10 protein-coding genes are annotated in these 13,008 nt (G+C 73.3%); 4 read left to right on the top strand and 6 right to left on the bottom strand.

The genetic code is table 11. The annotated features are described in order from the left end of the window. Positions 1–5 precede the first annotated feature (5 nt). The 3 genes from ACH4B3_RS09785 to ACH4B3_RS09775 all read left to right on the top strand — a co-directional run bounded on the left by ACH4B3_RS09785 (position 6) and on the right by ACH4B3_RS09775 (position 3,180). The gene (locus tag ACH4B3_RS09785; RefSeq protein ID WP_398462213.1) at positions 6–707 is read left to right on the top strand and encodes an ArsR/SmtB family transcription factor; all 702 of its coding nucleotides are present in this window, start codon (positions 6–8) and stop codon (positions 705–707) included. A gap of 209 nt (positions 708–916) precedes the next feature. Then, complete coding sequence (locus tag ACH4B3_RS09780; RefSeq protein WP_398462212.1) at positions 917–2,305, top strand: uracil-xanthine permease family protein; 1,389 nt, start codon at positions 917–919, stop codon at positions 2,303–2,305. A 164-nt stretch (positions 2,306–2,469) separates the two neighbouring features. Further along, positions 2,470–3,180 (top strand): DUF5995 family protein, encoded by a 711-nt coding sequence (locus ACH4B3_RS09775; protein ID WP_398462211.1) that lies wholly within the window; start codon positions 2,470–2,472, stop codon positions 3,178–3,180. Positions 3,181–3,440: 260 nt separating this feature from the next. On the opposite strand, the gene ACH4B3_RS09770 is transcribed toward ACH4B3_RS09775, so the two are convergent. The 5 genes from ACH4B3_RS09770 to ACH4B3_RS09750 form a co-directional block, all read right to left on the bottom strand. Further along, complete coding sequence (locus tag ACH4B3_RS09770; RefSeq protein WP_398462210.1) at positions 3,441–5,150, bottom strand: flavin monoamine oxidase family protein; 1,710 nt, start codon at positions 5,148–5,150, stop codon at positions 3,441–3,443. Between the two features lie 65 nt (positions 5,151–5,215). Next, a complete protein-coding gene (locus tag ACH4B3_RS09765) occupies positions 5,216–6,010 on the bottom strand; it encodes a carbon-nitrogen hydrolase family protein (protein ID WP_398462209.1) in 795 nt (264 codons plus the stop codon). A 937-nt stretch (positions 6,011–6,947) separates the two neighbouring features. Further along, positions 6,948–8,012 (bottom strand): DUF2382 domain-containing protein, encoded by a 1,065-nt coding sequence (locus ACH4B3_RS09760; protein WP_398462208.1) that lies wholly within the window; start codon positions 8,010–8,012, stop codon positions 6,948–6,950. Between the two features lie 105 nt (positions 8,013–8,117). Beyond that, positions 8,118–8,573 (bottom strand): Lrp/AsnC family transcriptional regulator, encoded by a 456-nt coding sequence (locus tag ACH4B3_RS09755; protein ID WP_398462207.1) that lies wholly within the window; start codon positions 8,571–8,573, stop codon positions 8,118–8,120. Between the two features lie 10 nt (positions 8,574–8,583). Beyond that, a complete protein-coding gene (locus ACH4B3_RS09750; RefSeq protein WP_398462343.1) occupies positions 8,584–10,065 on the bottom strand; it encodes an amino acid permease in 1,482 nt (493 codons plus the stop codon). 428 nt (positions 10,066–10,493) lie between these two features. On the opposite strand from ACH4B3_RS09750, the gene ACH4B3_RS09745 reads away from it, so the two are divergent. Beyond that, entirely contained in the window at positions 10,494–11,339 is an 846-nt protein-coding gene (locus tag ACH4B3_RS09745) for a DUF2637 domain-containing protein (protein ID WP_398462206.1), read from the top strand. 165 nt (positions 11,340–11,504) lie between these two features. Here ACH4B3_RS09745 and ACH4B3_RS09740 read toward each other — a convergent pair whose 3' ends face one another. Then, entirely contained in the window at positions 11,505–12,944 is a 1,440-nt protein-coding gene (locus tag ACH4B3_RS09740) for a GuaB1 family IMP dehydrogenase-related protein (protein ID WP_398462205.1), read from the bottom strand. Positions 12,945–13,008: the final 64 nt, after the last annotated feature.

Genomic DNA, 13,008 nt, shown 5'->3' with positions numbered 1-13,008 from the left:
GCCGGATGACGCACCCCGAGCACAGTGGACCGCAGCTCGCCCGGCTGGCGGGACTGCTGGCCGACGACACCCGCGCCCGGTTCTGCCTCGCCCTGCTGGACGGGCGGGCCTGGACGGCGGGCGAACTCGCCCGGCACGCCGGCATCGCCCCCTCCACGGCCAGCGAACACCTCAGCCGGCTGGTCGACGGCGGCCTGCTGGCCGAGGAGCGGCAGGGCCGCCACCGCTATCTGCGGCTGGCCGGTCCGCACATCGCGCAGCTGATCGAGGACCTGTCCGCGCACGCCGCCCCCGCTCCCCCGCCGCGCTCGCTGCGCGCCGCCGGGGCGAGCGGCGCCATGGCCCGGGCCCGCACCTGCTACGACCATCTCGCCGGCCGGCTGGCCACCGAGATCACCTCGGCCCTGTTCGCCCGCGGCCTGCTCCAGCAGGAGACCGGGTTCGCGCTGACCGACGCCGGCATGGGGTGGTTCGGCGAGCTGGGCATCGATCTGGCGGCCGCCCGCGGGCGCCGGCCGCTGGTGCGCAGCTGTCTGGACTGGACGGAGCGGAAGCCGCACCTGGCCGGGGCCGCCGGGGCCGCGCTGTGCCGTCACGCGCTGGACACCGGCTGGTGCGTACGCATCGGCAGCCGGCGGGCGCTGCGGGTGACGGAGGAGGGGCGGCGGGCGTTCCGGGAGCTGCTCGGCGTGCGCGTCCCGGACTGATCCGGCCGCCCGGCGCGCGCGTTCCCAGAGCTGCTCGGCGTCCGCGTCCCCGGCCCCTCCGTCCGCCCGGCCCGGAGCGGGGACGACCGCCCGGGCCACCGGACCCGGTGCCTCCGCCCGGCACGGAGCCGGGGTGAACGACGGGAACCGGCCATTAACATTGCTCCGATTTCCTCGAACACCCCCCGAACGGATGAAGTGGAGCAGTCATGGGCCTGGGCGTGCGCTGGACCCTGCACGGCGACGGGCGCACCCCCGCCCCGGGAGCCGTGGTCCGGCCCGATGAGCGGCTCTCCTGGCCGCGGACGGCGGGGCTGGGCGCGCAGCACGTGGTCGCGATGTTCGGCGCGTCGTTCGTCGCGCCGGTGCTGATGGGCCTCGACCCGAACCTCGCCATCATGATGTCCGGTGTGGCCACCATGCTGTTCCTGCTGGCCACCCGGGGCCGGGTGCCCAGCTATCTGGGCTGCAGCCTGTCCTTCGTGGGGGTGGCCGCGGTGATCCGCGCCCAGGGCGGCGGCAGCGCCGCCGTGACCGGCGCGATCCTGGTGGTCGGCGCCGTGCTGCTGCTGGCCGGTCTGGCGGTGCGGAAGTTCGGGGCCGGCATCATCCACGCCACCATGCCGCCGGTGGTCACCGGCGCGGTGGTGATGCTGATCGGCTTCAACCTGGCGCCGGTCACCGCCAGCACCTACTGGCCCACCGACCAGTGGACCGCGCTGCTGACCATGCTGTTCACCGGGCTCGCCGTGGTCTGCCTGCGCGGCTTCTGGTCCCGGATCGCGATCTTCCTGGGCCTGGTCTTCGGCTACGTCCTCTCCTGGGTGCTGGACCGCGTCTTCGGCCGGATCCACTCGGTCAACGGCGGCCCCGAGGCGGTGGACCACTGGCGGCTGGACCTGTCCGGTGTGGGCGAGGCCGACTGGATCGGGCTGCCGTCGCTGCACGCCCCGAGCTTCGAGTGGTCCGCGATCCTGGTCGCGCTGCCCGTGGTGATCGCCCTGGTCGCCGAGAACGCGGGCCATGTGAAGGCGGTCGGCGAGATGATCGGCGACCCGCTGGACGACAAGCTGGGCACCGCGATCGCGGCGGACGGCGTGGCCACCGTGCTGTCCACCTCCGTCGGCGGGCCGGCCAACACCACGTACTCGGAGAACATCGGCGTCATGGCCGCCACCCGGGTCTACTCCACCGCCGCCTACTGGGCCGCGGCCTGCTTCGCGCTGCTGTTCGGCCTCTGCCCCAAGTTCGGCGCCGTGGTGGCGGCGATCCCCGGTGGAGTGCTGGGCGGCATCACGGTGATCCTGTACGGCATGATCGGCCTGCTGGGCGCGCAGATCTGGGTGCACAACGACGTGGACCTGCGCAACCCGCTCAACCTGGTGCCGGTGGCCGCGGGCGTCATCATCGGCGTCGGCGGGGTGAGCCTGAAGATCAGCGACAACTTCGAGCTGGGCGGAATCGCGCTGGGCACCATCGTGGTCATCACCGGCTACCACGTGCTGCGCGCCCTGGCCCCGGCCCACCTCAAGCGGCAGGAGCCGCTGCTGGATTCGGGCACCAGCGCCTACGACGACCAGGAGGCGGCCGGCTCCTGACGCCGCCCGCTCCGGACGCCGCCGCCCGGCGGCGGGGCCGCCCCCGGTGCCCCCCGCCGCCCGCGGTGGCGTCCGTCAGCCCGGCCCCGTCCGGTTGGCCCTTTCCGGGGAAGCGGCGGCGCGCGGCCGCCGGAAGGCCGGGCGGCGCTGGGACGCTGGCCGGCATGACTTCGACCGGGGAGCGGATCCGGCCGCCCGTCGCGGCCCACGGGCCGGCGGCCGTGGACCGGGTGGTGGCGCGGATGCGCGGGATCGGCGCGGCGCTGCCCGCGCGCGACGGGGTGGCGGTCTTCAACCGGGTGTACCTCGAGGTCACCGAGGAACTGGGCCGCCGTCTGGACGGCGGGTACTTCCGGGATCCGGCGGCCGCCGGGGAACTCGCCGAACGGTTCGCGACGCGCTACCTGGACGCGCTGGACGCCGTGGCGGCGGGCCGGTCGGCGCCCGCCTGCTGGCGCCCGCTGTTCGAACTGCGGCGGCACCCGTCGGTACGGCCGCTGCAGTTCGCGCTGGCCGGCGTCAACGCGCACATCGGCCATGACCTGGCGCTGGCGCTGGTGGACACCTGCCGGGCCCGGGATGCCGAGCCGGCCGCGCTGGAGGCCGACTTCGACCGGGTCGGGGAACTGCTCGCCGGGATGGAGGAGCGGATCCGGGAGGAGCTGATGCCCGGCCCGGACCTGCTGGACGTCGCCGATCCGCTGACCCATGTGGTGGGGACCTGGAGCCTGGAACGGGCCCGGGAGGCGGCGTGGGCGGCGTTCCGGACCCTGTGGGGCCTGCGCGGACTGCCGGAGCTGGCCGCGGAGTTCACCGAACGGATCGACGCGGGCGTCGGGATGGTCGGCCGCCTCCTGCTGACCCCGCTCCGCTGAACGGCCCCGCCGGAGCGGCTGAGGCGGCTACGGCTACGGCTACGGCTACGGCTACGGCTACGGCTACGGCTACGGCTACGGCTACGGCTACGGCTACGGCTACGGCGGAACGCTATGGATCCCACGGACGGTACGCATCCGGCGGACGGTGTGCGGTGGACGGTACGGATCCGGCGGACGGTATGGATGCGGGCCGCTGCCACGCGCCTTCGCGGCGTGGCAGCGGCCCGGGTCGGGGGCCCGGCGGGCGGGCGGTGCCGTCAGTCCTCCGGCAGTTCCACCGGGGCGATGGCGTCGTAGACGTCGCCGGGGCCGGGGTTGGTGGCGTCGGTCGAGCCGCCGAGCTGGTGCATCACGCCCCACACCGCGTTCAGGGCGGTCTGCACGGCGCCCTCGGCCCAGCCCGCGGTCCAGGAGATGTCGTCACCGGCGAGGAAGATTCCGCGCTTGTCGGCCGGCAGCCGGTCCTGCATGAAGTGCGTGAACAGGCGCCGCTGGTAGCGGTAGTGACCGGGCAGGTTGGCCTTGAACGCGCCCATGAAGTAGGGCTCGTTCTCCCAGGAGACGGTGACCGGGTTGCCGATGATGTGCTTCCTGATGTCGACCTTCGGGTAGATCTCGCCGAGCGACTTCAGCATGACCTCCATCCGCTCGTTCGCGGACAGCGGCAGCCACTTCAGGCTGTCGTCGCACCAGGTGTAGGACAGGCAGATGACGGCGGGCTTGTCCGGGCCGTCGTCGAGGAGGTAGGTCCCGCGCGTCATCCGGTCGGTGAGGGTCATCGACATGACGTCCCGGCCCGTCTCCTCGTCCTTGTCCAGCCAGAACGGCCGGTCGACCGGGACGAACAGCTTGGAGGACTCCATGTAGTGGGTCCGCTCGATCGCCGTCCAGTGGTCGATGGGGAAGAGCGAGTCGTCGCACTCGATCTTCGACAGCAGCATCCAGGACTGCGCGGTGAAGATCGCCGCCGGGTAGGTGCGGATGTCCCCGGAGGCGTCGGTGACGGTGATCCGGTTCCCGGCGGTGCGGTGCAGGCGGGTGACGGCCGGACGCGGGTCGCCGCCGTGCAGCTTCGCCAGCGAGGTGCCCTGCTCCCAGTGCACGATCTTGCCCGGCTCGCGGTCCCACAGCCGCAGCGGGAGCTGCTGGCTGCCGCCGACGATGCCGCGGTGGTGGTCGTCGGCCTCGGTGTAGACGACGCGCAGGATCTCCAGGATGGAGTTGGGGAAGTCGGTGTCCCAGCCGCCGGTGCCGAAGCCGACCTGGCCGAAGATCTCGCGGTGGCGGAAGGACTTGAACGCGGTGGACTCGCAGAGGAAGCCGTAGAAGGTCTGGTTGTCCAGCTTCTCGACCAGCCGTGCCCAGATCTCACGGATCCGGGGCACGTCGCGCTCGCGCAGCGCGCGGTTCATGTCGGAGAAGTCCGCGCCCTCCTCCAGGCAGGCGTTCCACGCCTCGGCGACCTGGCGGTAGACCTCGGGGAGGTCGTCGATGGTCTCCGCGTAGTGGCTCTCGCCCTTGAGGTCGACCACGGTGGACGGGGTGTCCGGCGCCAGCGGGTTGGGGAACGGCCGGGTCTCCAGGTCCACCAGGTCGATGTAGTACTGCAGGGCGGTGGAGCTCGGCGGGAACCGCATCGCGCCCATCTCGGCGGTCAGCGAGTCGTCGCAGCCCTCGAACCCGATGGTGCGGAGCCGGCCCCCGATCCGGTCGGCCTCGTAGACGACCGGCTTCAGGCCCATCTTCATCAGCTCGTACGCGGCGATGATGCCGGACAGACCGCCGCCGATGACGGCGACCTCGGTGCCGTGCTCGGTGGCGGGGACCTGGCCGAGGCCCGCGGGGTGGGCCAGGTAGTCGTCGTAGGCGTACGGGAAGTCCGGGCCGAACATGGTGATCGGCGGCAGGGCGGTCTCCTGCTGCCGCTCGTGCTCGTCGTGGACGGCGGTGGGCACCGTGGACGTCATCGGGTACGGACTCCTTGCGAGGTGGTACGAGGGGGGAGGCAGGCGGGGACGGCGCGGGCGGGCCGTCAGGTCAGGGAGGTGTAGAGCCCGGGGCGGCGGTCGTCCAGATAGGGGTTCGCGGCGCGCGACGCGCTCAGCAGTTCCGGATCCACCTCGCCGAGCAGCAGTTCCTCGCCCCGCCCGGCCCGGGCGCGGGTGGCACCGTCGGGGCTCGCCAGGCAGCTGAGTCCGACGAACTCGAACTCCTCCTCCGGGCCGGTGCGGTTGACGTACGCGATGTACATCTGGTTCTCGAAGGCCCGGACCGGCACCAGGGACTCGGCCACGAACTGGAAGGGGTGCATCTGCGCGGTGGGCACCAGCAGCAGGTCGGTGCCGGCCAGCGCGTGCGCCCGGACGTTCTCCGGGAACTCCACGTCGTAGCAGATCATGACGCCCAGCCGGACGCCGTCCAGCTCGGCCTGGACGACCGGGTTGTCGCCGGGCGTGAACCAGGTGCGTTCGAACTCGCCGAACAGGTGGGTCTTGCGGTAGCCGGTCAACCGGCCGCCGTCCGGGCCGATCAGCTGGGCGGCGTTGTAGACGGCCGCGCCGTCCCGCTCCGGGTAGCCGTAGAGCACCGCGATGCCGTGCTCGGCGGCGATGGCCGCGACGGCCCGGGCACCGGGGCCATCGGCGGCTTCGGCGAGCCGGTGCACGCCGTCGCCGATGGCGTAGCCGGTCAGGAACATCTCGGAGGTGACCAGCAGGCGCGCCCCGGCGGCGGCAGCGGTGGCGGCGGCCTCGCCGAGCGCGGCGAGGTTCGCGGCCACGTCACCGGGGTGACCGGAGCTCTGGAGCAGGGCGGTGCGCAGCGGCATGGCAGACCTCGGATGGGACCGTCGGGGGACGCTTCGAAGGTACGGTCCGGCCCGATTTCCGGACAAGACGTGACCATTGCGGAGCGGCCGTCGATTCGTTTCGTGATCGCGCCATGCGGCGGTGATTCATTGCGTGGGGGCGGTCCGGGGTGGTGCGCGCCACACCGGGGGCCGGCCCGGACGGCCGCCCGGAGCCGCCGTCCGGGTCGGGACCCGCATGCGCCGGGCCTGTGCGCGGGGTCTGCACGCGGGCCTGTGCGCGGGCCTGTGCGCCGGCGCCAGGTGCCCGCGGGCCGGGGCGAAGGCGACGTCGTGGGTGCGGTCGGCGCGCGACGTGCGGGTGCGCGTCGGGCTCCGGGTCCGGCCCGGGCGCGGCTGCGGCTGCGGGCGTCGGGGGGCGCGTCGGGCTCCGCGTCAGGGAGGGGAGCGGCCCGGGTCAGGGCATGCGACTGCGCGTCGGGCTCCATGTCACGGCGGGGCGGCCCCAGCCGAGGGCATACGGGTGCGCGCGCGTCGGGCCCCGGACAGGCCGGGGAGCGGCCCCGGGTCAGGGCGTGCGGGTGCGCGTCGGGCTCCAGGTCAGGGCCGGAGGGGCGGCTCCGGCTGAGGGTGGGGAGCGGCTCCGCGTCAGGCCGGGCGCGTCAGGCCGGGCGCGGTCGGGCCGGGCGCGGCCCCAGCCGAGGGCCGGCATGCGGGGGCGCGGCGGGCTCCGCGTCAGAGCCGAAGGGGCGGCTCCAGGGCGTGGCGCGGCTCCGCGCCAGGACGCGGGGGCGCGGGCGAGCCGGACGGACGGGCCACGTCACCGCGCTCCCGGCCGCGGCGCCCCGCGCACGGGCCGGCGCCGCCGGGAGCGCGTGACCGGTTCGGCCCGGCCCGGGGAAAGCGCGGGCGCCGGGTGGACGGCGGGCGGTGGCCGGCGCGCCGGCCACCGGGGCCGCTACCGGCCGGGCCGGTCGCCCCGGCCGTAGTCCATACCGGGTTCGCCGGTGTCCTTGCCGTACTCCGTGCCGCGTGCGCGGCCGCGCCGCCCGCCGCCCCCGCGGGTCCCCGGCGGGGTCTCGTCCGTCTCGATGTCGATGCGCTCCCGGCGGACGTCGCCGGCGACCGTCTCCTCGGTGGTGTGCTCCTCGACGCGCAGGCGCACCCGCTCCTTGGGGACCACCTCGGTCCGCACGACGGCCCGCTCCCGGTGCAGGACGATCTCCTGGTCGCTCTCGGAGAGCTTCTGGGCACCGGTGACGCTGCCGCGGTTGGCGTCGGTGATCTCCTCCCGTTCGATCAGCAGCTCCTCGTGCCGCAGCGGGACGGTCCGCTCCACGTGCTCGGTCTCCACGTACCGGTGCAGCCGGGCCCGGCCCGCCTCGGTCTGCTCGACGCCGATGTGGAGCTCCTCCTCGGAGCGGGTCATCGACTGCTCGGCCTCCAGGTCCGCCCGGCCGCGGCGGCGTCCCGCGGTGGGCCGGCCGGCGCCGGTGCCCAGGTCGGCGGCCCGGCCCTCGTCGGCGGTCATCGCCGACCTGGTGCCGGTGTCCATGCCCTTACCGGTGCCCTCGGCGGTGCCGCGGGTGCCCATGCCGGCTCCCGGGTAGGGCTCGCCCATCCGGCCACGATCGCCGCGGCCGGCGGCTCCCGCCGCGCCGGTGCCCGTGGTGTCCGCCGGGCCGGTCCGGCGGCCGCCCTCGCTCCAGTCCATGTCGTAGTGGCGGTACAGCTTCCGTTCCTCGTCGACCGACAGGTGGCCACCGGAGTCCACATCCACGTGCGGCGCGTCCTTCACCTTGCTCTTCGTGAAGGGCACTTCGAGGTGATCCTGGACCAGCCTGGCGTCCTGGACCGGTACGAAGCTCTCGTTCATGCCGAAGAGTCCGGTACGCACGCTCACCCAGTCCGGCTTCCCGGTGACGTCATCGAGGAAGACGTGCTTCGCGTCCCCGATCTTGGTGCCCTCGGTGTCGTAGACAGGATGATCGAGCACCGCCGGGATCTGCTCCTTCGTGATCACTTCGTCCTCCTTCGGTCGGTTGTACTCCACCGATCGAGTTACCGCCCGCCCCACAACAAAACGGGATGAAGGGAGCGAGCAGTGACGAAACGATCTAGGCTGCCGCTACCCGGGAGCGCCCGAGGTGAAGCGGCGGAGCAGCGGCGACAGCACCAGCACCGACTTGGTCCGTTCCACGAACGGCTCGCCGGCGATCCGCTCCAGCACCCGCTCGAAGTGCCGCATGTCGGAGGCGAACACCTGCACCACGGCGTCCGCGTCGCCGGTCACGGTCGACGCGGACACCACCTCCGGGTAGCGGGCCAGGCCGCGCCGGATGTCCTCGGGCGAGGTGTTGTGGCGGCAGAACAGCTCGACGATGCCCTCGGTCTGCCAGCCCAGCGCCGCCGGGTCCACCCGCACGGTGAACCCGGTGATGGCGCCCTCGGCGCGCAGCCGGTCCACCCGGCGCTTCACGGCCGGGGCCGAGAGCCCGACCTCCGAGCCGATGTCGGCGTAGCTGCGCCGGGCGTCCTCGGCGAGGGCGTGCACGATGCGTTCGTCGAGTTCGTTCAGTCGCACTGCGGAGGGATCACTTCTCTGCTGGGGTCGCTGCCTGGACGGCGCCTCCGGTCGCCAGGCGGGACCGCCGGATGCCGTATCCGAAGTAGACCACAAGGCCCACCGCCATCCAGACCCCGAACACGATCCAGGTGATGGTCTCCAGGCCGTTCATCATCCACAGGCAGAGCAGGAAGCCGATGGCCGGGAAGAGCGGGGACAGCGGCACCCGGAAGGTGCGCGGCATCTCCGGCCGGGTCCGGCGCAGCACGATCACCGCGATGTTCACCAGCGCGAACGCGAAGAGGGTGCCGATGCTGGTGGCCTCGGCGAGCCGACCCAGCGGGACGGCGGCGGCCAGCCCGCCGCAGAACAGCGAGACGATCACGGTGTTCATGCGCGGCGCGCCGGTGCGGGGGTGGACCCGGGAGAAGACCCGGGGCACCAGGCCGTCGCGGGACATCGCGAACAGGATGCGGGTCTGGCCGTAGAGCACGGTCAGCACCACCGAGGCGATGGCGACCACCGCGCCGGCGGCCAGCAGCACCGCCCAGAAGCTCTGTCCGGTGACGCTCTCCATGATCCCGGCGAGCGCGGCCTCGGAGCCGTCGAACTGCTTCCACGGCAGGGCGCCCACCGCGACGGCGGCGACCAGGCAGTACAGCGCGGTGACCACGATCAGCGACAGCATGATGGCGCGCGGCAGGTCACGCTGCGGGTTCTTGGCCTCCTCGCCCGCGGTGGAGGCGGCGTCGAAACCGATGTACGAGAAGAACAGGGTGGCACCGGCGGCGCTGACGCCCGCCATGCCCAGCGGCATGAACGGCGCGTAGTTCCCGGCCCGTATGCCGCTGAACGCGACGGCGCAGAACAGCAGCAGCGCGGCGACCTTCACACCCACCATGACGGCGTTCGCCCGGGCGCTCTCCTTGGCGCCGCCGAGCAGGAAGGCCATCGCCAGCAGGACCACCAGCAGGGCCGGCAGGTTGAAGATCCCGCCGTCCTCGCCCGGCGGGGCGGCCAGCGCGTTCGGGATGGTGACCCCGATCGTGCCGTCGAGCAGCTCGTTGAGGTACTCCCCCCAGCCGACGGCGACGGCGGCCACCGACACCCCGTACTCCAGGATCAGGCACCAGCCGCAGATCCAGGCGATCAGCTCGCCCATGGTGGCGTAGGCGTAGGAGTAGGAGGATCCGGAGACCGGGATGGTGCCCGCCAGCTCGGCGTAGGACAGTGCCGAGAACAGGGCGGTCAGACCGGCGATCACGAACGAGATCACCACCGCCGGGCCGGCCTCCGGCACGGCCTCGCCGAGCACGACGAAGATCCCGGTGCCGAGGGTGGCACCGATGCTGATCATGGTCAGCTGCCACATGCCCAGGGTCCGGCGCAGCGAGCCGCCCGCCCCCTGGCCGCCCTCGGCGACCAGCCGCTCCACGGGCTTGCGCCGCATCACCTGGGAGGTGAGCCGCTCCGGCGCACCTCCCGGCCGGTCGCCGCCGGGCGGGGCCATGTCCTGGTCCAACAACACTTCGGGGGGCTCCTTCTGCCGATCAGGTTCTTCGGCGACGGCGCCCCACGACGGACGCGCGGGCGCGGCAACTGGACCACACAACCTTCGGACCGCCGAGCTGACGGTCTCCGCCACTCCACGTACAGCGCAAGACCCTACGATCTGGGTTGCCGCGCTCGTAATGCATCATTGTTGCGCATACGTGTACGAACATTGCGCACCGGGGTGACATCCGGGGAATCATTGCAGATCGCTCACACACGCGAATCGGCACGTTATTTCACCCGAATGCTTCGAAACGCCACCATTTTGGCCGTCGTTGGTGTGACGTGACGACGAAAGACGGCCGGCGGCACGAGGACCGCCACCACCCCATCGGAACCGGCGTCACCGGGCGCCGCACGACGACGGAACCAGGCGTGTGAACCATGACATACCCCCCACCGGGACAAGCCGGTTACGGGTCCTATCCCACCGGTCACGGGCCCGGTCCCGACGAGCGGCTCGACCTCGCCGCCGACTACGACCTGCACAGCCTGCCGCTGCCGGACCCGGAGACCCTGGAGGGCCGGTGGGACCTGGAAGGGGACCTGGCCCGGCTGCTCCAGAGTTCCGCCGAGGACCCGTCGGGCCTCGGCGATCCGCTGCGGCGGGCCGACCCGGTGACGCGGCCCGATCCGCTGCGGCACGAGGAGGCGCGGCACCCGGACGACCTGCTCCACCCCGACGAGGCACCGCGCCCCGGGGAGACGCTGCGCGCCGAGGCGGTACGGGCGCACCACGCCGCGGTCCGCGGGCGGGGGCGGCGCCGCCGGGTCCGCTTCCGGCTGCCCACCATGCCCTGGCTCCAGCTGGCCAGTCTGATCTTCGCCGCGACCACCGCGGCCATCGTCGCCATGCTGAGCGTGCTCAGCGGCATGATCTCCTACGGTCCGCTGCGCTTCCTGGCCACCCCGAGCACCACCGAGTCGCTCGCCGACTGGTGGCCGCTGCTGGTCTACGGGCCCTGGCTGGTCGCCTCGCTGTCGGTGCTGCGCGCCGCGCTGCACCACCGGGGCGCGGCCCACTCCTGGGTGGTCGTGGTGCTGTTCTCCGCCATCGCGGTGCTGCTGTGCGTGGCGCACGCGCCCAAGACGCTCGCCGGGGTCACCGTCGCCGGTCTGCCGCCGGTGGCCGCGCTGGTCTCCTTCCACCAGCTCGTCCGGCAGATCACCCTCAACAACCCGCCGCGCCACGCGCTGCCCCGGCAGCGCGGTACCCAGGCGCGCGGCTGACCGCTCCCCCGGTCCGGGCCGCGGCACGCCGCCGCGGCGACGATGGCTCCCGCCCCGCGGTCGCGGGGAACGGGAGCCATCGCGCCGTCCGGGAGGGGCGCCGGCGCACCGGCGGGGCCCGGTGGGACCCTCGCCGGGGCCCGGCCGCTCACCCCGCGGCGGCCGTCAGGTCCAGCTGGCGTGCAGCGGCTTGCCCTCGGCGTAGCCGGCCGCGCTCTGCACCCCCACCACGGCGCGCTGGTGGAACTCCTCCACGGAGTTCGCGCCCGCGTAGGTGCAGGAGCTGCGCACCCCGGCGATGATCGAGTCGATCAGGTCCTCCACCCCGGGCCGGGCCGGGTCGAGGAACATCCGGGAGGTGGAGATGCCCTCCTCGAACAGACCCTTGCGGGCCCGGTCGTACGCGGACTCCTCGGCGGTGCGGTTGCGGACCGCGCGCGCCGACGCCATGCCGAAGCTCTCCTTGTAGGGCCGTCCGTCGGCGGTGTGCTGCAGGTCGCCCGGGGACTCGTGGGTGCCCGCGAACCAGGAGCCGACCATGACGTTGGAGGCGCCCGCCGCGAGCGCCATGGCGACATCGCGCGGGTGCCGGACGCCACCGTCGGCCCAGACGTGCTTGCCGTACCGGCGCGCCTCGGCGGCGCACTCCAGCACCGCGGAGAACTGCGGCCGGCCGACACCGGTCATCATCCGGGTGGTGCACATGGCGCCGGGTCCGACGCCGACCTTGACGATGTCGGCGCCGGCCTCGATCAGGTCGCGCACCCCCTCGGCGGCGACCACGTTGCCCGCCACCACCGGCACCTGCGGGTCGAGGCCGCGCACCGCCTTCAGCGCGGCGATCATGGACTCCTGGTGGCCGTGGGCGGTGTCCACCACCAGGGTGTCGACACCCGCCTCCAGCAGCGCCCCGGCGCGCCCGGCGACGTCGCCGTTGATGCCGACCGCGGCGGCGATCCGCAGCCGCCCGGCGGCGTCGACGGCCGGGGTGTACAGGGTGGCGCGCAGCGCGCCCTTGCGGGTCAGGATGCCGGCCAGGCGGCCGTCCCGGTCCACCGCGGGGGCGAGCTTGCGGTGCGCGGCGTCCAGTCTGCCGAACGCCTCCCGGGGGTCGATGTCCGCGTCGAGCAGCAGCAGCTCCTTCGACATGACCTCGGTGAGCTGGGTGAAGCGGTCCACCCCGGACAGGTCCGACTCGGTGACCACGCCGACCGGCCGGCCGTCCTGGACCACCACGCCGGCCCCGTGCGACCGCTTGGGCAGCAGGGCCAGCGCGTCCGCGACGGTCGCCGTGGGGGCGAGCACGATCGGGGTGTCGAGCACCAGGTGGCGCTGCTTGACCCACGAGACCACATCCGCGACGACGTCGAGCGGGATGTCCTGCGGGATGACCACCAGACCACCGCGGCGGGCGACCGTCTCGGCCATCCGGCGTCCGGCGATGGCGGTCATGTTGGCGACCACCAGCGGGATGGTGGTGCCGGTTCCGTCGGGGGTGGACAGGTCCACGGCCTGCCGGGAGCCGACAGCGGAGCGGCTCGGCACCATGAACACATCGTCGTACGTCAGGTCGTACGAGGGCTTGGAGTCGTTCAGAAAACGCATGCTAACTCTCTCACCTGCGGTTTTGCTGGGTCAGCGGGCGGGAAGTCAGCTCAGCCGCGCAATG

Origin of the sequence: Streptomyces sp. NPDC018031, from assembly GCF_044327625.1 — a bacterium.
Lineage (GTDB): Bacteria > Actinomycetota > Actinomycetes > Streptomycetales > Streptomycetaceae > Streptomyces.
This window is presented reverse-complemented; position numbering and strand designations above follow the sequence as displayed.